Consider the following 22881-nt stretch of genomic DNA (forward strand, 5'->3'; position numbering starts at 1 on the left):
GTTCGAGAACGGCAAACTCGTCGAACGACCCGACGAATCAGGAGGTGATCAACAAGCTGCGTGACACGCCAATCCACAGGTCTTGACTATTCCTCCGCGCTGGGCCTGACCCAACCGAAGACCAACATTCCCGGTCGCGGCGTGATCCGCGTCCGGCCCGGCGATCACGACGCCATCTCCGGTGCTCCCAAGCGAACGGTCGTGGCCGACCAGTCCCGCGCTGAAGTCACCTCACCCGGGATGTTCCTCGGCCTCATCGGCGCCGTCCGGAAGGAGTTCGCCGCAACCGAGCCGGCCATCGAGCAGGGCATCACGCTCAAGGACCTGACCTATCGCTGCGACGCCTGCAAGGGCAAAGGGGTGTGGCAGCAGGACATGTCGTTCCTGCCGTCGGTACCCCAGACCTGCGATGCCTGCGGCGGATCCGGCTATCGCCACGAGGCCGCCGCCCTGCTCCAGCGAGGCCGCAGCCTCGCCGACATCGAAGCCCTCACCATCGCCGAACTGGTCGACGAGTGGGGCGACCTTGACGCGGTGCGCCGGGTCGGCGGGGCCGCCGTCGCACTCGGGCTCGGCTACCTCGTCGTACGCCAGCCAGGCTGGAGCCTGTCGGGCGGCGAAGCGCAGCGGCTCAAGCTCACCAAAGAGTTCGCCCGCGCGACGAAGGCAGCCACCTTGTACGTGCTGGACGAACCCACCGTCGGCCTTCAAGCCACCGACGTCGCATTGCTCGTCCGCACACTCGACACGCTCATCGACGCCGGCAACAGCGTGCTCGTCGTCGAGCACGACCCGGCATTCCTCGCCGCGTGCGACTGGCTCATCGAGCTCGGCCCGGGCGCAGGCCCGGACGGCGGTCGAATCGTCTTCGCGGGCACACCGGATGCTCTCGTCGAAGCCGACACCTCCACCGCGCCCCACCTTCTCGGAGTGCTGCCATGAACGTCGGCACTCTGCTGCTCGGAGACCCGTCCCCGTCGCTGCGGTGGCGGGCCGCCCGCGAGTTGGAGGGCGCCAACGACGATGACGCCGAGGTCAAGGCGTGGCGTGCCGAGATTGATGGGAGCACGGAGATCGAAGCACTCGTCGCGCGGCTGGCAGCAGCCGAAGCCCGGCCCTATACCGCGGGCTATCTGCTCTGCCAGCTGGGTTACCTCGGCTACCGCGGGGCGGCCATGGAGGCCGCGGTCGAGAAGATCTTCGGCCTCCAACAGTCGGACGGCTCGTGGTCGATTCCGCCTGCCGACCTCGGCCCGAGCGAAGGTCCTCGCTTCGTCACGATGCAGACCGTGGTACCGCTGCGCGGAATCGCCGCCGCCGGCTTCGCCACCGATCCCCGTGCCGAGCGTGCCTACGAGTGGCTCCTCGGCGTCCGCCTCCAGGACGGATCCTGGCCGGCCGGCCCGAAAGCCGACCTCGGACAAGCTGGCCGACCGACGCCGCCGGAGAAGGAGTACCGCCGGCTGACCCGCGGCCTCGGCTGCCGATCGGCGACAACCGGCGCCGTTGCCTGCCTGGCGCTGCACCCCGAGCGAAGGCGATCCGACATCGCGCGGACCGGCGTCGACCACCTCCTCGCCCGCGAGACCCGGGACGCATCGACCCTCGGTTGGGAAGTGTCTCGCCTGGTCGGGCTGGAACGGGCGATGGGACAGATCACGTTCTACGCCACCTTCGACCTCGCCTTCCTCCTTGACCTCGCCTCCCGTTGCGCCGTCTCCCCACAGGACCGCTGCGTCCATGACCTCGTTGACTACCTCGAGACGCTGCGCGGCCCATACGGCTTGTGGCAACACCCCACCCATCCACAGCTCGCCGGCTGGCTATCCCTCGACCTCGAAACCAGCATCCGTCGCCTTGAGCACGGCGACTGGATCGGCAACGAAGAGCCCGCCACCTTCACTCCCTACCGGCGCGGCCCGCGCCGCTACTGACCCGATCCCGAAAGATCGAGGCGTAAACCGCCTGGATGATCAAGCAGCCGTCGACGCTGGGAGGAACCACATGACGCCGGAACCGGCTCGTGCTGATCCCGATCGCAGGCGAGCTCGTCACCGAGACGTTCGACTCAGACAGCGGGCGGCAGGTCACGGTGTACGTACCGCGGGATGCGCCGGAGGCAGTCGTGCTTGCTGGCGACGGTCAGCTGATCTCACACTGGGGCAGATACCTCGAGACGGCCGACGCACCACCCACGATGATCGTCGGTGCCTACCGGGCGGACGACGAAGAGGAGTGGGTCGCATCCGTGAGTACTTGGAACTGGGTGGCTGCTGCATACCAAATCACCAGTCGCACGATCACGTAACTCGCGTCGCACCACTCGTCCCCACTAGAGATGACTTGACGAGTTCAGTGAAGGCTAGTTGGCTGACCTCATCTGAGCATCAGTCGGTGCAAGACCAGGTGTCGGGAGAGCCGACCTCGGTGGCTGGTTCAGAGAAATGGTGACTCGTTCCCGCGTAGCGACACGGACTACGACGGCGGGCAGAAGGTCGATGCTCCTTTGTCGCGCCTTCGGCACCGACTTCAGAACCGCCAGACAATGAAGTCGTTGTCCTTATAGGTATCGATGTCGCCGAATGGAGGACTGCCTGGGCGGTCATCGGCCTTGTTGAGCAGCTCCCGCAACGCGCGCAGGTGGTCAACCGTCAACTGCAGCGGCGGTTCGTCGGGCTGGTAGGTCGACCCGATCAAGTAGTCCTTGCCGGGCGTCGTGGTCATCTCAATGTGACAGCCGAGGATGTGGCTGACAGGTCGGGTGGCGCAGAAGTCGAGCAGCCGATCGATGGTGGCCCTGAACGCCGACCAGTCTTCGACATAGAGACGTCCCCGGTAGAGCGAGTCACCGCTGAACAAGAGCCCTGTGTATCGGTCGTAGAACACGATGGCGGCCTTGTGATGCCCGGGACCGGGCAGCACATCCAGCACACGGCCGCCGAGGTCGAGCGTCGCCGCGCCGCCCGGCCACCGCCTCAGGCCATAGAAGGCGATCACGTCGTCCAACGACCTGCCTAGAACGGTTGTGCCCTGCCGGCCGGCGAACTGTCCATCGCCGGCTACGTGGTCGTCATGTCCGTGGGTGTGCGCAATCGTCAGCCCGTAGTCGTCTCGAGGATTGTCGGCCAGCCAGTCGGCGATGAGCGCGTCTACTGTGCGGCGCAGCGGGAAATAGGCTGGATCAGACGTGGCGCCGGTGTCCAGTAGTACCGCCTGCGAGTTGCCGAACAGCAGGAACATGAACGGCGCCTCGTGGCTGACCGACTTGTTTTGCCGCAGGATCACGGTGTGCGGGTCGTACGCATGCACCTGGATCTCCGGAGCCGGATCGTGCTTTGCTGATGGCCAGCCGGCGTGCCAGCTCACATCTAAGCTGCCGGGCCCGGCTGCTCCGTCACTGAAGTCGATCATGAGAAATCGTTTCTCCTCGTTCTTTGGCGACGTGGTCATTGTCAGATCTCCAGGGCGGTGGATTTGGGCCGGCCACGGACTGCGGTCGGCCATCGCAGCGGTCTTTGTCGCGTCTGTGCTTGCTACCGGTTGGGCAGCAGTTGGGTGATGAGGGCGTCGGCCGTCCATCGCTGCCATCGGCCGGGACTCCAGCCACGGCGTTTGGTGAGGTACTGGTACATCTCGGGGCTTTGCAGGGCGAGGGCGATGTCGATCGCCATGGCCGTGTCGAGTCCGTCGCGTAGCGGACCCTTGGCTGCGAGGGCTGTGATGAGCCGCTCCATGACGGTGGCTCGCTGGGTGTTGTTGGTCTCCCACAGCTCGGCGATTTCAGGATCGGCCGACGCGGCGTTGGCGACAACCTGCAAGACGGGGGCGACGCGCTCGTAGATCTCTCGCGCGATCCGCGCCTGCTCGCGGAGTTGACTCTCTTGGTCGGGGTCGTCGATCGCCGCCAGCACCCCAGGTCGCTCCAGGGTCGGCACGGGCTCCTCGTCGCCGGCGACCGCGACGTCGAGGATCTCGCTGAGCAGGGCGCGTTTGCTGCCGAAGGTGAAGTACAGGCTCTGGACAGCCATTCCAGCCTCGTCGGCGATGGCCTGGATCGCCGTGGCGGCGTACCCCCGGTCGATGAACAGGGACAGCGCCGCCTCCCTCATCCGGCGCCGATTGGCGCGTGTCTTGTCAGCCCTGCTGGTGGTTGCGCCGACAGTCGGGTTCATGATCACAGACTAGCAGTTGACTAGAGTGCTGCTCCAGTGATCCACTGAAGTAACACTCTAGTGAATGCTGCACGCTGTCCACGAGCGTCGGCTAGTGCGGAATGGAGACCACCAGCGATGAGCGACACCGCTCTGAATTCCGCCGCCGTGCGTCGGCAACTACGCATGACGGCGAAGCTGACCGCAACGATCGGTGGGCCGGTGTTCTGGCTGGGGACGTTGCTGCATCCGGCCCGTGACGGGTGGAGTATCGCGGCGGCCGGCGAGCGCTACGGGCTGACGCATGACATCCAGGCAGCGGGCCTGCTGCTGCAGGTCATCAGTCTGGCGAGCGTGATCGCGCTGGGCACCCAGATCACTCGGCGGCGAGATCTGCGCGCCTGGTACGCCGCCTTGACCGGCACGCTGCTGTGGTTCGCGCTAATCATCTTCGACGGGTCGCACAACCCGGTACGAGCGCAGTACGCACCCAGCCTGGTGCACGAACCCGCCGACCTGAACACACCCGCCGCGCTCATCGTGTTCCCGGCCCTGCTGGTGTTTCCGGTCGGTTACCTGTGGCTGACCCGCACACTCAACCGCCACGGCCTGCGCTGGACCGGCGTACTGCTGGGCCTCGGCGCCACCATCTACACGATCGGTGGCCTGTTCATCTTTACTTCCGGCCCGCGCTTCGGCCTCATCCAAATCTCCGAAGTCGCCGGCGCCACCCTCTACGCGATCGGCTTCATACGGCTCGGTCGTGCCGCCGGAAACGACCTCCACCTGCCTCCGGTCTCTGCCACGGCTGCCTGACCCGATAGGAGCCCCACCATGGCAACATCCCGTCGAAATTCGATGCGCGACCGCCTGATCGTCCTACTGCACCGCGCCGGTCTGGCCGTCGGGCCAACACAGCTGCTCACTGTCGTCGGCCGCATCTCCGGCCGCCCCCACACAACGCCGATTGCCCCCGTAACCGTCGATGGCGTGCCCTACATCGTGCAGGCCTACCCCGACGCCAACTGGGTCAAGAACGCCAGGGCGGCGGGGCACGGCGTACTGACCCGCGGACTCCACCGCTGCCGGGTCGAACTCATCGAGGTTCCGAAGGACCAGCGCGGTCCCATCCTGCGAGAGTTCCCACTCCAGAATCCGCGAGGAGCACGAGCCTTTGTTCGCAACGGCCTGGTCCGGTCCGCCTCACCCGACAGCTTCGCCGCGGCCGCGCCGCGCTGCACGATCTTCCGCGCGACTCCACGCACGGCCCACTGAACATGCGCAAGCGACGAGCCAGTGCGACTCGCGCCACCGGTCAGCATCACCCCCGAGAGGAACTCAGTCATGCCTTCTTCCGAAGCGCGTATCGCCACCCATCGTTCAAGCGCCACTCCACCGAGTTGTGCACGCCTCGGGAGGTCAAGTCCTCCGGTAGCGAGCTTTCAGGCCACGACGAGCAATGATGACCGGTAACCCGAGCACGCTAGGCCCAGGCCCTCGCGCGGAGCCGCGGGCACAGACGATGGCAGGGCAGCGCCTCGTGAATCTGCTCATCCGTGCGCTGCTGCGAACCCCGGGCCTCAGCCGACTCGTCGGCGGTCGACTGGTTACCCTCTACGTCTTCGGCCGCAAGTCGAAGCGCCGCTACGCGATCCCGGTCGTCTACCTCGTCCAAGGAGACGACCTCCTGATCGGCACATCCTCCGCATGGATGCACAACCCGCGCACCGGCGAACCAGTCGCCATCCGGCTCAAAGGAAAGCTCCGCCAGGCCGACATCCACATCTCCACCCAAGACACCGACGTTGTCTCGGCGTATGCCTGCATGGCACGCGCAAACCCGACCTTTGCCAAGTTCAACAAGATTCGCACCGATGAGGACGGAGAGCCCGACCGCCACGACCTACGGCTGGCATGGCTCAGTGGTGCACGAGCGATCAGACTGACCCCGCGCTGATTCCGCCGTATGCAGGCCCCATGCAAAACCCATGACACCGGCTACTCGGCGCCACTCCGGCAGCTCGAGCAACCGACTGACGCCCTGGGCGCACCGGATCGCTGACCCGATCACCTCTGATCCACTGGGTCCCTAACACCCTACTCGAGGAGATCAATGTTCATCCGACACGGCGCAAACCGGCCAGATCGATCGTGAGGCGCCCAACCACGCTGCTTGCGGTCCTCGTCGCGGCGCCAGCAGCCACGGTCGTGGCCGCAGGCCCATCGTCTGACAGCGGACATGCCAATCTCCCTGTAGGCGGACACGACATCTCCCTTCCTGTGGACAGCTGATCTCCCTTTCCGCGGACAGTTGGGCCGTTCGTGTCGGTCCGAAGTAGAGCGTCCCTCCGGGGCGATGCTCGAGGTCTCTGACCACGCACGAGCCCGGTTCACCGGAGGGACTGTGAAGAAGTCTGACAGGGAGATCATGGAAATTCTGGAAGCGTTCGACGCCACGGGCAGCGCGCATTCGGCGGCTGCGTTGGTGGGTGTGGATCCGAAGACGGTTCGTCGGTATGTCGCCGCGCGTGACGAGGGCCGGCCGGTGACCTGGCCGGGCCGGCGGCCGCGGATCATCGACCCGTATCTGGCCAAGATCGAGGAGTGGGTGGACCGCTCGGAGGGCAAGGTCCGCGCCGACGTGGTTCACGAACGCCTGCAGGCGGTGGGGTTCACCGGTGACGAGCGCACGACCCGGCGGGCGGTGGCGGAGGTGAAGGCGGCGTGGCGGGCCGGACGGCGGCGCACGTATCGGCCGTGGATCGCCGAGCCGGGGTTGTGGCTGCAGTTCGACTGGGGCGCGGGCCCGGTGGTGCCCGGCCCGGACGGCCGGGCGCGGGTGACATTGCTGTTCTGCGCGTGGCTGGCGTGGTCGCGGTTCCGGGTGGTGATCCCGACCTGGGACCGTCGGCTGGGCACGTTGCTGGCGTGTGTGGACGCGACGCTGCAGCGGCTGGGTGGGGTGCCGACGTACGCGTTGACTGACAACGAGAAGACCGTCACCGTCGAGCATGTCGCCGGGGTCGCGGTCCGGCACCCGGCGATCGTGGCTGCGGGCCGGCATTACGGCCTGCAGGTGCATACGTGTGTGCCGTTCGACCCTGAATCCAAGGGTGGGTCGGAGGCGACGGTGCGGATCGCGAAAGCCGACCTGGTACCGACCGAGGCGAACCTGCTGACCGGCTACGACTCGTTCGCCGACCTGGCCGCGGCGTGTGAGGCGTTCTGCGCCACGGTGAACGGCCGGGTGCACCGCGAGACCGGGCGAGTCCCGGCCGACGCGCTGGTCGCCGAGCGGCAGCGGCTGCATCCGTTGCCGGTGGCACCGTTCACCGCCGCGCTCGGCGAGACCCGGACGGTCAACACCGACCAGACGATCCGGTTCGGGTCGGTGCGCTACTCCACCCCGCCGGGACTGGTCGGCGCCGAGGTGTGGGTCCGCGCCGACGGTGACGAGCTCGTGGTCGTCGCCGACACCGACAACGGGCTGGCCGAGGTCGCCCGGCATCGGCTCTCGACACCGGGTAACCCGCGGATCAACCTGGCGCACTACCCAGACCATCCGCAGACCCCTGACGGCGGGCCACGGCCGCCTCAACCACGAGCCAGCAGCCCAGCCGAGCAAGCGTTCCTGGCCCTGGGACCTGGCGCGCAGTCCTGGCTGGTCGAGGCCGCCGCGGCCGGCGCGCAGCGGGTCCGGTCGAAGATGACCGCCGCACTCGAGCTCGCCGCGCTGGTCGGTGCTGCGCCGGTCGACGCCGCCCTCGGGATCGCGGCCGCCGCGGGACGGTTCGCCGACGGCGACCTGCTCGCCATCGTCGAGCACCGCGCGAGCGGGTCCTCTGGTGCCGATCTGGTCGTCGCCGACGAGGCCCACTCGGTCCAGCCCGGCACCGCCGCCTGGAAGGGATTCGGCCGATGACCACCACACCAACCCCGACCCCGACAACCCCGGCTCCGCCGGCGTTGCCCGACGAACTGGTCGCGGTGCTCAAGCGGATGCGGCTGCCCTACCTGCGCAACGCGGCACCCGAGGTGCTGGCCACCGCCCGCGCGCAACGCTGGGACCCCGCCGAAGTCCTGCGGGTGCTCATCGCCGAGGAGATCCGCGGCCGCGACGACGCCACCCGCCGGATGCGCCGCCGCACCGCCGGACTCCCGGCCGGGAAGACCTTCGAGTCCTGGCGCGAACACGACTCCTCCATCCCCGCACCCACCCAGACCGGCCTCGCCACCCTGGAATGGGTCAGCCGCGCCGAGAACCTCGCCATCGCCGGACCGTCCGGCACCGGCAAGACCCACTTCGTCGAAGCCCTTGCCCACAAGGTCATCGACGCCGGCATGCGGGTCTCCTGGTTCACCCTCGAGACCCTCACCGCCGCGATCGGCCGCGCCACCGTGGACGGCTCGGTGGCCAAGATCATCGCCAAGATCACCCGCGCCGAACTCATCGTGATCGACGACATCGGCATGCTCCCCGCCGGACAAGCCGCCGGCGAAGCGTTCTACCGCGTCGTCGACGCCGCCTACGAACGCCGCAGCATCGCCGTCACATCCAACCTGCACCCGTCCGGGTTCGACACCATCATGCCCAAGACACTGGCCACCGCCACCGTCGACCGGCTGCTCCACCACGCCCACGTCGTGCTCACCGAAGGCACCTCACTCCGCCTGTCCGAGGCCACCGCCGGACGAGGAGTGATGCCCCTGAACTAACCACCACCCGGGTGATCAGTCGTCCACGGACAGGGAGATGAACTGTCCGCCAGCAAGGAGATCAACTGTCCGCCCACAGGGAAGTCCCGATGTCCGTTGACATCGTCCGCCACAACCAGTCCCACCAGCGTCGCTCCCACGGCAACCATCGCTCCCACCAGCGTCACGGCGTACGGTCCCGGCGGCAAGTTCGGTTATACCCATTTCGACGCGCTCAGCCAGGTGCTGAGCATTCACGACTCTTACGCGGACGGCTACGGGATCGCGGTCGAGAACTGGCGCTTCGACCTTGCCGATACCGGGCCCTACTGGGGTTACAACCGCAACGGGAGCGGCACCACCACCTCTTACCAACTGCACATGCCGAACCTCGGCAAAATCGAGATCCGGGTCTGCGGCGAGCAGGACGGCATAGCCATCTGGTCCGATTGTGGTCACTGGGTCACCGGATACGCCGGTGTAGAGCTCTAGCCCGTCGAACTTCCCTTGTGCTGGGCCAGAGTCCCTGCAGGTCTTGGAACCTTCAGGGACTGCCGGCCGCTTCCTCCAGCATCAGGTCGGGTGCTGAGATCCACGGGCCTGGGCTATCGGCGTGGGGCCTCGTAGATCAGCTTGAACCGGTCGAAGGAATCGGGCCACGGCGCGTCCTCGGGCAGCACCGGCGCCAACGCCTCGAACACCTGGCGGACCGCGTCACCCTCGTACTCCGACAACCGCGGCGTCGCCTGCAACATGGCCCCACCCGACGGCAACTCGACCGCACTGGCAAACGCTCCACCCTTGCGGACGGCCTCGATACCACCTAACCGCTGCAGAACACCGGCCGACGTGACCGTCACCCACGAATAGCCCCGGACCTGGGAGTCGGACAGCGGCAGCGTATCGGTCGGGAAAGTCGCTCTTCTAGCCTCGAGCGGCGTGCGCGTCCCGGCAGAGATCGTGTCATCGGCAAGGAATCCGAACACCGCCGGCCAGCGCTCGGCCTGCGCCAGCAGGAACTGCCGCCAAGCCTCCGGCACCTCGTCCGGAATCGGGGCGGTCTCGCCCAACGTCCCCACAACGTAGGTGGCGTCCAGCCGCAGCCACTGCCGCGCTTCGGGGGGACGTGGCCGGTAGGCCGAAATCGTCAGACTCGGAACTCCGGCATGACCAAACCCGTTCAAGGTCGAGAACTTCGCCGACATCTCAACCGACACATCCACGGCCTGCGACAAGAACCGTTCCCAGTTCTTCGGCGACCACGCACGCAGCGACTTCGACAACCGCCGCTCACCCTGCCCGATCACCAACAACGAACACCACCGCGAACCAACCGGCCCAAACGGCCCACCCGCCGGGTCACGCAACCCCTTCGACGGCAAACCCGCCGCCGGTAGCTCGGCCATGAACTCGCCCGCGAGCCGCTCCACCGCGTCCGTGAACCAGTCCACTACCCGCGGCCCCACCTCGGCCGAACCGCCCGGCAGCAGATAATCCAGTTCCACCCGGAACCCACGCGCCGACCTCAGCCGGGTCGCCTCATCCGCCGGCGACATCCCGTCAGTCATTCCGTCCCCCTGTGCCATGCCCCACGGTGAGAGCGCGTACCCCACCATCGCCAGAACCATCAGTACGCCGCCTGCCGTCGAACCGGTCGTCTTAGGATCGAGCGTCGGCAACGACAGTGAGTCTTATCCTTCCAATACGCTCCGGCGCAAACCGATTGCACGTTGTTGCGACGACACACGACACAGCCGACACGGCCACTCCAGACCTGCAATGCACCGCAACTCACTCACTGCCACCACAGCACCCCATGCACGGGCTTGCTCTAACAGATCCAACGGTGTCGGCTGCATCGTGGGCCCGCTGAGACGCACGGGAAATCCGATGCGCCGGAGCCGACAGGCGGGATAGAGTCATGCCGACTTCGGAGTGCAGAGGAGGTGGGTTGATGACCGTGTCAGCGGGTGCTGTCGCTTGGGCGGCAGCCATTTCGGTCATCCAGCTCACCTAGGGTCCCGTGCCGCGGGACCCCTTGCCCGAAAGGGATTCCGTTGTCCTTCACTTGGAAGACCCGCGCCGAGACGAGCGCGGACATCGAGGCCATCCGGGAGCTGACCCGGCACGCGTTCGGCCGGCAGTTCGAGGTCGACTTCCTCGACGCGTTGCGGGCCGACCCGGTCGCCTGGATCGACGGGCTGTCGCTCGTCGCGACCGACGACGATCGGCCGGTCGCCCACGCCCTGCTCACCCGTTGCCACGTCGGCGCCGCACCGGTCCTGTCACTCGGACCGGTGGCAGTGCTGCCGCCGTACCAGCGTCGTGGTGCGGGCAGCGCAGCCGTCCGGGCCGCGCTCGACACTGCGCGTGATCGTGGTGAGCAGTCCGTGGTCGTGCTCGGGCACGCCGAGTACTACCCGCGGTTCGGCTTCCGGCAGGCCACCGAGTTCGGCATCCATCACCCCGAGTTCGACGGGCCGAACCTGATGGCGCTGGCGCTCACCGGTGCCCCGATCCCCGCCGGCGATCTCCGCTATCCCGTGAACGCATGAACCCAGGCCGCCGGGCGTGCAACAGCGCCCGGCGGCCCGCTGGCGGTCGGCAGTTGAACGTTCACAACGCAGTACGGCGAGGACTCGTAAAAGGTTCACTCAAACTCGCCGTTTCACTTGCGCACCTGCCTTGTATACATGAAACAGTCGACGAGACCGCCTACTCAGGAGCACGTGATGACTACTCGCCGACGCCTGTCCTTACTGAACCGCTCCAGCTGGAGCCGTGGCTCGCGGTACGCCGGAGCGGCAGCCGGGGTGATCGCCCTGGCCCTGATCGGGACCGCATGCTCACCGGTCGAGCCGGCCGGCAGCGACTCCGGGGGCAGCGCGCAGCCCGCGACCGGGCAGGACGTCTTCGGTGACCCGGCGGACCCGGCGAAGGTGAAGCCGGGTGGCACGCTGACCGTTGCCCTGTCCGCCGACCCGGACAAGCTGGACCCGACGCTGTCGCGCAGCCTGTACTCGCGGTACGTCTTCCACACGATGTGCGAGAAGCTGTACGACCTCGGCCCGGACGCGAAGATCGTGCCGCAGCTCGCGACCGCGCTGCCGACCATCTCCCCCGACGGCCTGAGCCTCACCATCCCGCTCAAGCAAGGCGTGAAGTTCGCCGACGGCGGGACCATGGACTCCACCGCGGTGAAGGTCTCGATCGAGCGCGGCCTCACCCTGGCCGGCTCCGGCCGCAAGAGCGAGCTCGGACCGATCGACAAGGTCGAGACGCCGGACCCGAACACCGTGGTGATCAAGCTGTCCAAGCCGTTCGCACCGCTCACCGCGGCCCTGGCCGACCGGGCCGGCATGGTGCTCAGCCCGGCCGCGGTGTCCAAGCTGGGCGCGAACTTCTCCACCGCACCGGTCTGCGCCGGCCCGTTCAAGTTCGCCAGCCGGGTCGCGCAGAACTCGATCAAGGTGGTCAAGGATCCGCTGTACTACGACGCCGCCAAGGTGCACCTGGACGCGATCGAGTACCGGATCATCACCGACTCCAGCATTCGCTCGGCGAACCTGAAGTCCGGTGACGCCCAGGTCGCGGACTCGCTGTCGACGCAGGACGCCCCGTCCCTGCAGGGCGACAGCAGCATGACGGTCCTGCAGTCTCAGTCGCTCGGCTACCAGGGTCTGACGGTGAACATCGCCAACGCGAACGGCATCGGCAACCCGCTCAAGCAGCTCGACACTCCGATCGCCAAGGAGCCGAAGGTCCGGCAGGCGCTCGCGCTGTCGATCGACCGCGAGGCGCTGGTGAAGTCGATCTTCAACGGCCTCAACACGGTCGCCTGTTCACCGGTCTCGCCGAAGAGCGAGTTCACCTCCGACGCGGCGCAGGTCTGTCCGCCGCATGACCCCGCGAAGGCGAAGCAACTGCTGTCCGAGGCCGGCGTCACGACGCCGTACAAGGTCACGATGATCACGTCGAACAACCCCGACAGCCTGCGGCTCGCGCAGGCTCTGCAGGCGATGGTCAAGGAGGGTGGGTTCGACCTGGTGATCAAGCCGGTCGAGTACGCCTCACTGCTCGACCAGCAGGACCGCGGCGACTTCGAGCTGCTCCAGCTCGGCTGGTCCGGGCGGGTCGACCCGGATGCGAACATCTACAACTTCGTCGGGTCCGAGGGCAGCCAGAACGTGGCCGGCTACAGCAGCCCCGAGATCGACAAGCTGCTCACCGACGCCCGCCAGTCGACCGACAAGGCCCAGCGGATCAAGCTGTACGGCGACGTCGTCACCAAGCTGCAGCAGGACGACCCGCTGATCTACATGTACCGGCAGCGCAACCTGACCGGCGTCTCGAAGAAGATCCTGGGCATCCAGGTCTATCCCGACGGCGTCCTCCGAGCAGCCTTCGCCGGGTACGCCCAGTGAATCGGTATCTTCTCGGCCGGTTGTGGCAGTCGATCGTCACGTTGATCCTGGCAACGATCGTGGTGTTCGCCGGCGTCCGTGCGCTGCCGGGTGACCCGGCACTCGCGCTCGCCGGTGAGGACCGGGACCCGGAGTCGCTGCGGGCGATCCGCGAGCAGTACGGGCTGGACGACTCGATGCTGGTGCAGTTCTGGCAGTTCGTCAGCCACGCCGCGCGTGGTGATCTCGGCCAGTCGATCCGGACCGGTGAGTCCGTCACCACGATGATCGCGAGCGCCCTGCCGGTCACGATCGAGCTGTCCATCCTGGCGATCCTGATCGCCAGTGTGATCGGGGTCGGCGCCGGCGTCGTCGCCGCCGTACGACGGGGACGCCCGGCCGAGTGGGCCGCCAACGCGCTCGCCTTGCTCGGCTTGTCGGTGCCGAACTTCTGGCTCGGCCTGATGGCGATCCTCTACCTGTCCGTCGCGCTCGGCCTGTTCCCGGCGTCCGGGTTCGTGCCGTTCTTCACCAACCCGATCGACAACCTGCACCATCTGATCCTGCCGGCGCTGATCCTCGGCACCGGTCTGGCCGCGGTGATCATGCGCCAGACCCGGTCGTCGATGCTGGACGCGCTGAGCGCCGACTACATCCGTACGGCGGAGGCGAAAGGGCTCTCGCCGCGCGCGGTGATCGGCCGGCACGCCCTGCGCAACAGCCTGATCGTGGTGATCACGATCGTCGGCCTGCAACTCGGCGCGCTCATCTCGGGCGCCGTGGTGACCGAGCGGATCTTCGCGCTGCCCGGGTTCGGGAAGCTGACCGTGGACGCCGTCTTCCAGCGCGACTACCCGGTGATCCAGGCCGTCGTCCTGGTGACCGCGACGGCGTACATCCTGATCAACCTGCTCGTCGACCTGCTCTACTCGGTCATCGACCCGCGGATCCGGGTCCGGGGTGAGGCCTGATGGCCATCACAGATGTCACCGTGACCGCGGGTACGCCGCTGCGCAGCAATCGGCGCCGAGTCGTCCGGCGGATGCTCCGCAACCCGCTCGCGATCACCGGTCTCGTCGTACTCGGGATCGCGGTGATCCTGGCGGTGTTCGCGCCCTGGCTCGCACCGCACGAGCCGACGCAGACCCAGCTCGACCGCGCGTTCGCACCGCCTGGAACGGCCGGTTACGTCCTCGGCACCGACGACCTCGGCCGGGACGTGCTCGCACGGATCATGTACGGGCTGCGCGCGTCGCTGCATGTCGGCGTGCTCGCGGTCGCCACCTCGCTGGTGATCGGCGTGCCACTGGGGCTGATGGCCGGGTACTTCCGGGCGATCGACGCGCTGATCTCCCGGTTCACCGATCTGGTGCTCGCGTTCCCGTTCCTGATCCTCGCGGTCGGGCTGGCCGCGATCCGCGGCGCCAGCCTCGGCAACGCGGCGATCGCGATCGGCATCGCCCAGATCCCCGGCGTGATCCGGATCGTCCGGTCCGAGACGCTGCGGCTGAAGTCGCTCGACTTCGTCGCCGCCGCGATCGTCGAGGGCGCCGGCGACCTGTGGGTACTGGGCCGGCACATCCTCCCGAACGCCGCCTCGGTGATCATCGTCCAGGCCACGGTCGCGATCCCGGCCGCGATCCTCGGCGAGGCGGTGCTGTCCTTCCTCGGCCTCGGCATCCAGCCGCCGGCGCCGAGCCTGGGCACGATGCTGTCCGACGCCCAGCAGTTCGCGGCTCGCGCACCGTGGGCCGCGGTGATGCCCGGCCTGGCGATCATGCTGCTGACGCTGGCGTTCAACATCGTCGGCGACAGCCTGCGCGACGCCCTCGACCCGAAAGCGAGCCGGCGATGACCAGCGACCTGCGGACCGTTCTCCAGGTCAACGACCTCTCCGTCACCTTCCGGACCGAGGACGGCACGTTGTCGGCCGTCGACCGAGCCAGCTTCCAGGTCGGAGAGAGCGAGGTGCTCGCGGTGGTCGGCGAGTCTGGCTGCGGCAAGAGCGTCACCGCGATGAGCCTGGCCGGCTTGCTTCCCCGGACTGCCACGGTCGACGGGTCGGTGCAGCTGGACGGCGTCGAGCTGATCGGCGCCGACAAGCGGACCCTGCGCTCGATCCGCGGCCGCGAGGTGGCGTACATCTTCCAGGAGCCGATGACGTCGCTGAACCCGGTCTTCACCGTCGGCCACCAGATCGGCGAAGTCTTGCGGACTCACGTCGGTCTCAGCCGGCAGGCCGCCCGGGCGCGGTCGATCGAGTTGCTCAAGCTGGTCGGGATTCCGTCCGCCGAGCGCCGGGTCGGCGACTACCCGCACCAGCTGTCCGGCGGCATGCGGCAGCGCGTGATGATCGCGATGGCCGTCGCCTGCGACCCCAAGGTCCTGATCGCGGACGAGCCGACGACCGCCCTCGACGTCACGATCCAGGCCGGCATTCTCGACGTACTGCGGGGACTGCGCGAACGGCTCGGGACCAGCATCGTGCTGATCACGCACGACCTCGGCGTCGTCGCCGACCTGGCCGACCGGGTCGCCGTGATGTACGCCGGGCGGATCGTCGAGACCGCGGAGGTGCACGACCTGTTCGCCCACCCGCAGCACCCGTACACAGCCGGTCTCCTCGGCGCATCTCCGGCCGCGGGCCGGCATGCCGAGACGCACCGCCTCAACGAGATCCCCGGACTCGTGCCGGTCCTGTCCGAGCAGCCCGACGCGTGCACTTTCGCCGACCGCTGCCCAAGAGCAGTCGACACGTGTACGGCGTCCCAACCGCAACTGACACCTGGTCAGCACCGAGTGGCGTGCTGGAACCCGGTCCGCGAGCCAGTGGAGGTGCTGTCATGACCGATTTTGCTCTCGAGGTCGAGGACCTCGTGATGCACTTCGGGCCGGTGCGGGCTGTGGATGGCGTGACGCTGCGGATCCGGCAGGGCTCTGTGGTCGCGCTGGTCGGTGAGAGCGGGTCCGGCAAGTCCACGGTCGGCCGGTGCATCGTCCGGCTGCTGGAGCCGACCGACGGGACCATCCGGCTCGCCGGTGAGGACATCACGCACCTCAACCGCCGGCAGTTGCGTCCGCACCGGCGCGACGTGTCCATCGTCTTCCAGGACCCGGCGGGCTCACTCGACCCGCGGCTGTCGGTAGGCGACATCGTCGGCGAGCCGCTACGGCTCATGCGTCGCAAGGACATCCCAGCAAAGGTTTCCGAGTCGCTGCGCCGCGTCGGACTCCGTCCGGAGGTTGCACAGCGGTCCCCGCACGAGTTGTCGGGCGGTCAGCGGCAGCGGGTGAGCATTGCGCGCGCACTGATCTCAGAGCCGCGTCTGCTCGTGGCGGACGAGCCGACGAGCGCACTGGACGTGTCGGTGCAGGCTGCTGTCCTCAACCTGCTGGCTGACCTGCAGCGTGACCTGGGCTTTGCCTGTCTCTTCATTACGCACGATCTCTCGGCCGTTGAGTACCTGGCCGACGAGGTCGCCGTGATGTACCTGGGCCAGCTGGTCGAGCACGGTCCGCGTGCACGCATCTTCGGTGCGCCTTCGCACCCCTACACCCAGGCTCTGCTCTCGGCGGCGCCCGTACCCAATCCTGCTGAGCAGCGGGCGCGGAAGCCGGTGCTGCTCGGTGACGACCTGCCCTCGGCGATCGACCCGCCACCCGGGTGCCGCTTCCACACCAGGTGCCCGGTCGCGATCGACACATGCCGGACAGTCGTGCCGGAGCAGCGCGTGATCGGAGAAGGTGGACACCAGGTCGCCTGTCATCTGGTCAGCGCCGACGGCACTGGTCCCGACGCACGCACAGTAGAAGGAGTTGCGCAATGACCTTCACCACCCGGCCCACGCTGCGCGGCACGTTCGGGATGGTCTCGTCGACGCATTGGCTGGCGTCGCAGTCGGCCATGCGGATCCTGGAGCTCGGCGGCAACGCGTTCGACGCCGGGGCCGCTGCCGGGTTCGTCTTGCACGTGGTGGAGCCGCACCTCAACGGGCCGGGCGGTGAGGTACCGGCGATCATTGCGACTGCGGAGGACCCCACGCCGCGGGTGCTGTGCGGTCAGGGCGTCGCTCCGGCCGGTGCGACGATCGAGCACTTCCGGTCCCTCGGCCTGTCGCTCATCCCGGGCTCCGGCCCGCTCGCGGCGGCTGTACCGGGTGCTGTCGACGCGTGGCTGCTCCTGCTGCGCGACCACGGCAGCATGCCGCTGCGCGCCGTACTGGAGCCAGCGATCGACTACGCGCGCAACGGGCATCCGTTGGTGCCGCGGGTTGGCGAGACGGTCGGGACAGTGCAGCAGCTGTTCGAGGAGCACTGGCCGACGTCGGCGGCGCTGTGGCTGCAGGGCGGGCGTCCGCCGAGTGGGATGTTCCGCAACGAGGCGTACGCCGCCACGCTCGAGCGACTGGTGTCAGAGGCCGAGGCAGCCGGTGCGGATCGGGTGCAGCAGGTGGAGCGGGCTCGGACGGCGTGGCGGGAAGGGTTCGTCGCCGAGGCGGTCGACGAGTTCTCGCGGCTGCCGCACCGGGATTCGAGTGGCGAGGACCACGCCGGGCTGATCACTGGCGACGACCTGGCGGGCTTCGAGGCGAGCTGGGAGGAGCCGGCCACGCTCGACTGGAACGGGTACACGGTCGCCAAGACCGGGCCGTGGGGCCAGGGACCCGGTCTGTTGCAGTCGCTCGCCGTACTGAATGAGCTCGGTGACCTCGACCTGAACAGCGCCGAGGGGGTGCACACGACGGTCGAGGTGATGAAGCTGTCGTACGCCGACCGCGAGGCCTGGTACGGCGACGGCGCCGACGTACCGCTGAAGACGCTGCTCGCCCCCGCGTACGCCGCCGAGCGCGCCAAGCTGGTCGGTCCGGACGCGTCGAAGGAGCTGAGGCCCGGCAGGCCGGACGGTCGTGAGCCGGTCCTGCCGTCGATTGCTGTGAGCAACGACCTCGGCGACGCCACGACCGGTGAGCCGACCGTCTCCTCGGAGGGTGTGACCCGCGGCGACACCTGTCACGTCGACGTGATCGACCGGTGGGGCAACGTCATCTCCGCGACTCCGAGTGGTGGCTGGCTGCAGTCGTCGCCGACGATTCCCGAGCTCGGTTTCTGCCTGGGCAGCCGGCTGCAGATGTTCTGGCTGGAAGAGGGCTTGGCTTCCTCTCTCGCTCCCGGCCGTCGACCAAGGACCACGCTGACGCCAACTCTCGTACTGCGCGACGGACAGCCGGTGCTCGCCTGCGGTTCGCCTGGTGGCGACCAGCAGGACCAGTGGCAGCTGCTGTTCCTGCTCCGCCACCTGGGCGCGGGCATGGACTTGCAGGAGGCGATCGACGCACCGGCCTGGCACACCACCGGCTTCCCGTCGTCCTTCTACCCGCGCGCAACTGAGCCGGGCGGTCTGGTCATCGAGAGTCGCGTTGGCCCCACGATCCGCGACGAGCTCGTGCGACGCGGGCATGTCGTCACCGAAGGCGACGCGTGGAGCCTCGGCCGACTGTGCGCCGTACGCAAGGAGGCCGACGGTGTCCTGGCCGCCGCCGCCAACCCCCGCGGCATGCAGGGCTACGCAGTCGGGCGGTGAGCCTGGCCGTTGAGAGCCGCCTGTGCGGCTGCTTCGACGTGTAGGCGGGCGGCGGTGCTGGCTGCTTCGCGGTCGCCGGCGGCGATGGCCTCGACGAGGCGGATGTGTTCCTCCCACGAGTGCGGTGCGCGCTGGGCGGCGCCGACGCGGAAGACCCAGTGGACGTGGTGGTACATCGCCGCTGACATCGACAGCAGCCAGCGGTTGCCGCTGACGGTGATGACCGTGCGGTGGAAGGCGCTGTTCAGCTCGGCGACCCGGTCGAAGTCCTTGGCCTCGGTCGCCTCGCTGGCCTCGGCGAGCAGCCGCCGCAGGCGCTCCACGTCCCGCGGCGTCGCCCGCTCGGCCGCGAGCCCGGCGGCCAAGGTTTCCAGCTGCTCCCGTACGGCGAACAGGTCGCGGACCGCGGTCTCGTCGAGGGTCGCGACCACGGCTCCGCGCCGGGGCAGGATGTGGACGAACCCCTCGGCCTCGACCACCCGCAGCGCCTCGCGGACCGGGTTCCGGGAGACGCCGAAGTCGTCGGCCAGCCGAGTCTCGGTCAGCCGCTCCCCCTGGGCGTAGTCACCATCCACGATCCGCCGGCGCAGCTCCGCAAGCACCTGCTCGCGCAACGCGACGTGATCGGCGCCGATCGTCCGTATCTCGCCCGTGTGGTCCACCCCACCGTCTCCTCTCCCCCGCTCACCGTGTTCGCAGCACGCTAACCGATCCGGTGCCGGACCGGCACGTGGTCCCGGGGCGGCGTTATGTTGGCGGCTTGAGCATTCGACTGACTCCCCTGACCGATCCCGACTTCCGGCCGTTCAGCCGCCGGATCGGCTGGCTTGCCGCCGACCCCGACGGCAACCCGGTCGGGTCCGCGTTCCTCCGGCTCAACAGCCGCAAGTCCCAGGAGCACCTGGCCGACCTCGAGGTGAACGTGCACCCGGCCGAGCGCCGGCGCGGGGTCGGCTCGCAGTTGCTCGGCGCAGCCGTCGACGCGGCTCGCGAGCACGACGTACGCCTGGTGCTGGCCGACGCCCGGGCCGACTCGCCGGCCGACCACTTCCTCGAGCACCACGGGTTCACGATCGGCGTGACCCTGGTCTACGCGCGACTACGGTTGGTCGACGCGCAGCCTGCCGTACCGGCGTCTCCTGGCTATCGGCTGGTGTCGTGGGCGGGCGTCGTACCGGATGAGTGGGCGCAGACGTTCACGGATGCGCGAGCTGGGATGGACGATGCGCCGACGGGTGGGATCGAGTACGGCGAGGATGCGTGGGACGTGGAGCGGACACGATACGCAGCCCAGGTGATCGAGCAGCGTGGCGAGCACCTCACCACGGTCGCAGCCGTCGACGAGTCCACCGGCGGCATCGTCGGCTTCTCGGAGCTCGTCGTACCCGCCGACGGCACGGGCGACGCGCAGCACTACGGCACCGCCGTACTCCCGGACCACCGCGGCCACGGCCTCGCGCTGTGGATGAAGGCCGAGCAGATCCGGCAGACCCGCGACCGCTTCCCTGGTCTCGACGCGCTCCTCACCGACACCGTCAGCACCAACACACCCATGCAGCGCATCAACACTCGCCTCGGCTACCAGCCCACCCACACCGACCACCGCCGCCGGCTCGACCTATAGCAAGCCGGACAGCCGGTAGACGACCAGCGAGCCGGCAACGGCCACGTTGAGGCTGGAGCCGGTGCCGATCATCGGGATCTCGACGACGAGGTCGAGCTGGTCGAGGGCTTCGGGTGGGATGCCGGTGCGTTCGTGGCCGAGGACGGCGATCGTGCGGTTGCGCGCCGGAGGCAGGTCGGCCAGCCGGATCGACTCGTCGGCGAGCTCGACACCGACGATCGAGGTCTCGTCGCGGGTCTTCTGGTCGATCAGCCAGCGGACGGGGTCGTGGCCGGTCCAGTGCACGCAGGCGCGCCGCTTCAGCGTGTTGCCACGGGCGAGTGCGTCCGGCACCCAGGGCAGCTTGGGTACGGCGAGACACGCGCCGACCGCGTCACACGTGCGCAGCAGCGTGCCGAGATTGGCGTCGTGTTTCGGCCAGAGTGGTGCGATCAGCAGGTGGTCCCAGCAGGAGTGGGACCTGTTGCGGCGTTGGCGTCTGAGGTCCTTCGGGCTCCGCACCCGGACCTGCGGGCCGCTCATCGAGCGGCGGGAACAACCCTCCCGGCAGGAATCTCGTTCATCGGCTCAGGATACGCGACTACTGGCCCAGGATCTTCTGCACCGCGGCGGTGGTGATCGGGTGGTACCCGGGCCGCGCCTTCGCGAACACCTCCGAGGCGAACGCCCGGTCCGTCCCGGCCAGTGCCCGGTAGACCGGCAGCACCAGCTTCATCCGCCCGACCTTGGTGAGGAACGACGCCAGATCGGCGTACGACGCCTCATAGCTGCTGGCGGCAACGATCTGGTACCAGCGCCGGGCGATCTCGCCGTTCGCCGTCCCGGTCAGCTGGAAGGCGCGGTCGAGCTGCTGCAACTGGTTGGCGCCGAGCACGTCCGGCGCCGCGTCGAGGAAGCGCAGCCACTCCTGCGTCGTCCAGCTCACCGCGGCCGGTAGCTCACCAGTCGCCAGCCAGCGGTCCCGTGCCTCGTCGACGGCCTCGAACCGTTCGGACTGCGCCCGGCTCGCGAACGCCGGGATCCCCGGCTCGTCCAGCCAGGCTGCCAGCTCCGCGTCCGTCACCACGCCGGGATTCGGGGTCAGCAGATGCTCGCGCAGGTGCGCGACGAAGTCCTCCGAGTTGATGCTTCGGAAAGCGAAGCGGTCGAAGTACCCGCGCAGGAACGGGTCGAACACCTCCCGCGAGAACCGCTCCTCCAGCCAGGACAGGAACCACGACCCCTTCAGCGGACCGCATGCCGTCGACCCGTGGTACTCCGAGCCGTGGTTCAGCCCGGGCAGCTCGACCGCCAGCTCGGCCGGGGTCAGCGGGTCCAGCTTCACCACGGTCGCGTGCTGCTTGATCGCCGTCTCCATCAATGCGAACTCGGTGCCGTAGACCGCCTCGACGATCCGGTTCTCGACGTACGACGTGAAGCCCTCGTTCAGCCAGATGTCGTCCCAGCTGTCCTGGGTCACCAGGTTGCCCGACCAGCTGTGCGCCAGCTCGTGCGCTACCACGCTGACCAGCGACTTGTCGCCGATCACCACGGTCGGGGTCGCGAACGTCATCCGCGGGTTCTCCATCCCGCCGTACGGGAAGGACGGGGGGAGCACGAGCAGGTCGTAGCGGCCCCAGCGGTACGGGCCGAACAGCGCCTCGGTGACCCGCATCATCTCCTCGGTGTCGGCGAACTCGGTGGCAGCCCGCTTGGCCATCTCCGGCTCCGACCACACCCCCGTCCGCTCACCGATCGGCTCGAACGCGAGGTCGCCCGCGGCGATGGCCAGCAGGTACGACGGGATCGGCTCGGGCATCACCACGTCGTAGGAGCCGGTACGGCGGGACGTCGTGCCGTTGTCCGCACTCATCAGCACCATCAGCTCCGGCGGCGCGGTCACATGCGCGGCGTAGCTGAACCGGACGCCCGGAGTGTCCTGCACGGGCACCCAACTGCGTGCGTGGATCGCCTGCGACTGGCTGAACATGTACGGCAGCACGCCGCCCGCGGTCATGGACGGCTCCAGCCACTGCAGCCCGGTCGCGGTCGGCGCGGTGCGGTAGCTGACCCGGACGCGCTCGTGCCGGTCGGTGCGGATGTTCAGCGCCGCCCCGAGCTCCGGGTCGGGCACAGCCAGGCTGTACTCGAGCGGCTCCCAGCCGTCCGCCGTCGCACCCTCCACGGCGAGCACAGTGAGGTCGCGCGTGTCGAGCACGAACCGGTCACCGGCACCGGTCCAGGCCAGGGTGTGCGTAGCCGAGCCGGCCAGCACCTTCTGCTCGAAGTCCAGCGTCAGGTCCAACTCCAGGTGCGTGGTCCGAACCAGGGCAGGTTCGGCGTAGGAGTGGCGGTCGTGCGTCACGGATGGCTCCCGGAGTCAGGTGTCCGACGAACAGTACCCACGGCGGACCGGGTCGTGGCGGCCAATCTGAGTCACCAGCACCA

The 22881-nt window shown here is 68.4% G+C and carries 23 protein-coding genes; 17 read left to right on the forward strand and 6 right to left on the reverse strand.

What is annotated here, in order from left to right; translation table 11 throughout:
- Positions 1–240: 240 nt before the first annotated feature.
- The 3 genes from ACIBL3_RS30200 (at position 241) to ACIBL3_RS30210 (ending at position 2308) form a co-directional block, all read left to right on the forward strand.
- Entirely contained in the window at positions 241–942 is a 702-nt protein-coding gene (locus tag ACIBL3_RS30200; protein WP_396357092.1) for a hypothetical protein, read from the forward strand.
- The gene (locus ACIBL3_RS30205) at positions 939–1934 is read left to right on the forward strand and encodes a hypothetical protein (protein ID WP_396357093.1); all 996 of its coding nucleotides are present in this window, start codon (positions 939–941) and stop codon (positions 1932–1934) included. Before ACIBL3_RS30200 ends, ACIBL3_RS30205 begins: the two co-directional genes overlap by 4 nt.
- Positions 1935–2023: 89 nt before the next feature.
- Complete coding sequence (locus tag ACIBL3_RS30210) at positions 2024–2308, forward strand: hypothetical protein (RefSeq protein ID WP_396357094.1); 285 nt, start codon at positions 2024–2026, stop codon at positions 2306–2308.
- Between the two features lie 221 nt (positions 2309–2529).
- On the opposite strand, the gene ACIBL3_RS30215 is transcribed toward ACIBL3_RS30210, so the two are convergent.
- Positions 2530–3450 carry an MBL fold metallo-hydrolase gene (locus tag ACIBL3_RS30215; protein WP_396357095.1) on the reverse strand — a complete coding sequence of 307 codons (921 nt, stop codon included), beginning with the start codon at positions 3448–3450 and terminating at the stop codon, positions 2530–2532.
- An 83-nt stretch (positions 3451–3533) separates the two neighbouring features.
- Positions 3534–4172 (reverse strand): TetR/AcrR family transcriptional regulator, encoded by a 639-nt coding sequence (locus ACIBL3_RS30220; protein ID WP_396357096.1) that lies wholly within the window; start codon positions 4170–4172, stop codon positions 3534–3536.
- Positions 4173–4289: 117 nt separating this feature from the next.
- Between ACIBL3_RS30220 and ACIBL3_RS30225 the strand changes: the two genes are divergently transcribed.
- From ACIBL3_RS30225 to ACIBL3_RS30250, 6 genes are all read left to right on the forward strand, one after another.
- Positions 4290–4967 (forward strand): hypothetical protein, encoded by a 678-nt coding sequence (locus tag ACIBL3_RS30225; RefSeq protein ID WP_396357097.1) that lies wholly within the window; start codon positions 4290–4292, stop codon positions 4965–4967.
- Positions 4968–4985: 18 nt separating this feature from the next.
- Entirely contained in the window at positions 4986–5426 is a 441-nt protein-coding gene (locus ACIBL3_RS30230; RefSeq protein ID WP_396357098.1) for a deazaflavin-dependent nitroreductase, read from the forward strand.
- Between the two features lie 265 nt (positions 5427–5691).
- On the forward strand, positions 5692–6108 hold the full coding sequence (locus ACIBL3_RS30235) for a hypothetical protein (RefSeq protein ID WP_396357099.1): 417 nt from the start codon (positions 5692–5694) through the stop codon (positions 6106–6108).
- Between the two features lie 471 nt (positions 6109–6579).
- Entirely contained in the window at positions 6580–8073 is a 1494-nt protein-coding gene (gene istA / locus ACIBL3_RS30240; protein ID WP_396357100.1) for an IS21 family transposase, read from the forward strand.
- Positions 8070–8867: an IS21-like element helper ATPase IstB gene (gene istB / locus ACIBL3_RS30245; RefSeq protein WP_396357101.1), complete on the forward strand. Its 798-nt coding sequence runs from the start codon at positions 8070–8072 to the stop codon at positions 8865–8867. Before istA ends, istB begins: the two co-directional genes overlap by 4 nt.
- A gap of 96 nt (positions 8868–8963) precedes the next feature.
- Positions 8964–9338 (forward strand): hypothetical protein, encoded by a 375-nt coding sequence (locus tag ACIBL3_RS30250; RefSeq protein ID WP_396357102.1) that lies wholly within the window; start codon positions 8964–8966, stop codon positions 9336–9338.
- A gap of 113 nt (positions 9339–9451) precedes the next feature.
- On the opposite strand, the gene ACIBL3_RS30255 is transcribed toward ACIBL3_RS30250, so the two are convergent.
- A complete protein-coding gene (locus ACIBL3_RS30255; RefSeq protein WP_396357103.1) occupies positions 9452–10414 on the reverse strand; it encodes a hypothetical protein in 963 nt (320 codons plus the stop codon).
- A 489-nt stretch (positions 10415–10903) separates the two neighbouring features.
- Here ACIBL3_RS30255 and ACIBL3_RS30260 point away from each other — a divergent pair, with 489 nt between their 5' ends.
- The 7 genes from ACIBL3_RS30260 to ACIBL3_RS30290 all read left to right on the forward strand — a co-directional run bounded on the left by ACIBL3_RS30260 (position 10904) and on the right by ACIBL3_RS30290 (position 18830).
- Positions 10904–11401: a GNAT family N-acetyltransferase gene (locus tag ACIBL3_RS30260; RefSeq protein ID WP_396357104.1), complete on the forward strand. Its 498-nt coding sequence runs from the start codon at positions 10904–10906 to the stop codon at positions 11399–11401.
- Positions 11402–11578: 177 nt separating this feature from the next.
- Positions 11579–13270, forward strand: coding sequence for an ABC transporter substrate-binding protein (locus ACIBL3_RS30265; RefSeq protein ID WP_396357105.1), 1692 nt, complete (start codon positions 11579–11581; stop codon positions 13268–13270).
- Positions 13267–14220, forward strand: a complete 954-nt coding sequence (locus ACIBL3_RS30270; RefSeq protein WP_396357106.1) for an ABC transporter permease — start codon at positions 13267–13269, stop codon at positions 14218–14220. Before ACIBL3_RS30265 ends, ACIBL3_RS30270 begins: the two co-directional genes overlap by 4 nt.
- Positions 14220–15104, forward strand: coding sequence for an ABC transporter permease (locus ACIBL3_RS30275; protein WP_396357107.1), 885 nt, complete (start codon positions 14220–14222; stop codon positions 15102–15104). The genes ACIBL3_RS30270 and ACIBL3_RS30275 overlap by 1 nt, the downstream gene beginning before the upstream one ends.
- A complete protein-coding gene (locus ACIBL3_RS30280; RefSeq protein WP_396357108.1) occupies positions 15101–16096 on the forward strand; it encodes an ABC transporter ATP-binding protein in 996 nt (331 codons plus the stop codon). Before ACIBL3_RS30275 ends, ACIBL3_RS30280 begins: the two co-directional genes overlap by 4 nt.
- The gene (locus ACIBL3_RS30285; RefSeq protein ID WP_396357109.1) at positions 16093–17076 is read left to right on the forward strand and encodes an ABC transporter ATP-binding protein; all 984 of its coding nucleotides are present in this window, start codon (positions 16093–16095) and stop codon (positions 17074–17076) included. The genes ACIBL3_RS30280 and ACIBL3_RS30285 overlap by 4 nt, the downstream gene beginning before the upstream one ends.
- Positions 17073–18830, forward strand: coding sequence for a gamma-glutamyltransferase family protein (locus ACIBL3_RS30290; protein ID WP_396357110.1), 1758 nt, complete (start codon positions 17073–17075; stop codon positions 18828–18830). Before ACIBL3_RS30285 ends, ACIBL3_RS30290 begins: the two co-directional genes overlap by 4 nt.
- On the opposite strand, the gene ACIBL3_RS30295 is transcribed toward ACIBL3_RS30290, so the two are convergent.
- Positions 18812–19492: a GntR family transcriptional regulator gene (locus ACIBL3_RS30295; protein ID WP_396357111.1), complete on the reverse strand. Its 681-nt coding sequence runs from the start codon at positions 19490–19492 to the stop codon at positions 18812–18814. The two genes, ACIBL3_RS30290 and ACIBL3_RS30295, sit on opposite strands and share 19 nt — an antisense overlap.
- A gap of 98 nt (positions 19493–19590) precedes the next feature.
- Between ACIBL3_RS30295 and ACIBL3_RS30300 the strand changes: the two genes are divergently transcribed.
- The gene (locus tag ACIBL3_RS30300) at positions 19591–20454 is read left to right on the forward strand and encodes a GNAT family N-acetyltransferase (protein WP_396357112.1); all 864 of its coding nucleotides are present in this window, start codon (positions 19591–19593) and stop codon (positions 20452–20454) included.
- Here the strand turns inward: ACIBL3_RS30300 and ACIBL3_RS30305 are convergent.
- On the reverse strand, positions 20449–20976 hold the full coding sequence (locus ACIBL3_RS30305) for a TrmH family RNA methyltransferase (RefSeq protein ID WP_396357114.1): 528 nt from the start codon (positions 20974–20976) through the stop codon (positions 20449–20451). The two genes, ACIBL3_RS30300 and ACIBL3_RS30305, sit on opposite strands and share 6 nt — an antisense overlap.
- Positions 20977–21034: 58 nt before the next feature.
- Positions 21035–22798, reverse strand: a complete 1764-nt coding sequence (locus ACIBL3_RS30310; RefSeq protein WP_396357115.1) for a M1 family metallopeptidase — start codon at positions 22796–22798, stop codon at positions 21035–21037.
- Positions 22799–22881 lie beyond the last annotated feature (83 nt).

It is taken from the genome of Kribbella sp. NPDC050124 (genome assembly GCF_044460355.1).
Taxonomy (GTDB): Bacteria; Actinomycetota; Actinomycetes; order Propionibacteriales; family Kribbellaceae; genus Kribbella.

Excerpts from the sequence above, each read along its gene's own strand:
- ACIBL3_RS30200 (WP_396357092.1), top strand. The coding sequence starts at position 241 with ATGTTCCTCGGCCTCATCGGCGCCGTCCGGAAGGAGTTCGCCGCAACC.
- ACIBL3_RS30205 (WP_396357093.1), top strand. The coding sequence starts at position 939 with ATGAACGTCGGCACTCTGCTGCTCGGAGACCCGTCCCCGTCGCTGCGG.
- ACIBL3_RS30215 (WP_396357095.1), bottom strand. The coding sequence starts at position 3,450 with ATGACCACGTCGCCAAAGAACGAGGAGAAACGATTTCTCATGATCGAC.
- ACIBL3_RS30220 (WP_396357096.1), bottom strand. The coding sequence starts at position 4,172 with ATGAACCCGACTGTCGGCGCAACCACCAGCAGGGCTGACAAGACACGC.
- ACIBL3_RS30225 (WP_396357097.1), top strand. The coding sequence starts at position 4,290 with ATGAGCGACACCGCTCTGAATTCCGCCGCCGTGCGTCGGCAACTACGC.
- ACIBL3_RS30230 (WP_396357098.1), top strand. The coding sequence starts at position 4,986 with ATGGCAACATCCCGTCGAAATTCGATGCGCGACCGCCTGATCGTCCTA.
- istA (WP_396357100.1), top strand. The coding sequence starts at position 6,580 with ATGGAAATTCTGGAAGCGTTCGACGCCACGGGCAGCGCGCATTCGGCG.
- istB (WP_396357101.1), top strand. The coding sequence starts at position 8,070 with ATGACCACCACACCAACCCCGACCCCGACAACCCCGGCTCCGCCGGCG.
- ACIBL3_RS30255 (WP_396357103.1), bottom strand. The coding sequence starts at position 10,414 with ATGACTGACGGGATGTCGCCGGCGGATGAGGCGACCCGGCTGAGGTCG.
- ACIBL3_RS30265 (WP_396357105.1), top strand. The coding sequence starts at position 11,579 with ATGACTACTCGCCGACGCCTGTCCTTACTGAACCGCTCCAGCTGGAGC.
- ACIBL3_RS30275 (WP_396357107.1), top strand. The coding sequence starts at position 14,220 with ATGGCCATCACAGATGTCACCGTGACCGCGGGTACGCCGCTGCGCAGC.
- ACIBL3_RS30280 (WP_396357108.1), top strand. The coding sequence starts at position 15,101 with ATGACCAGCGACCTGCGGACCGTTCTCCAGGTCAACGACCTCTCCGTC.
- ACIBL3_RS30285 (WP_396357109.1), top strand. The coding sequence starts at position 16,093 with ATGACCGATTTTGCTCTCGAGGTCGAGGACCTCGTGATGCACTTCGGG.
- ACIBL3_RS30290 (WP_396357110.1), top strand. The coding sequence starts at position 17,073 with ATGACCTTCACCACCCGGCCCACGCTGCGCGGCACGTTCGGGATGGTC.
- ACIBL3_RS30305 (WP_396357114.1), bottom strand. The coding sequence starts at position 20,976 with ATGAGCGGCCCGCAGGTCCGGGTGCGGAGCCCGAAGGACCTCAGACGC.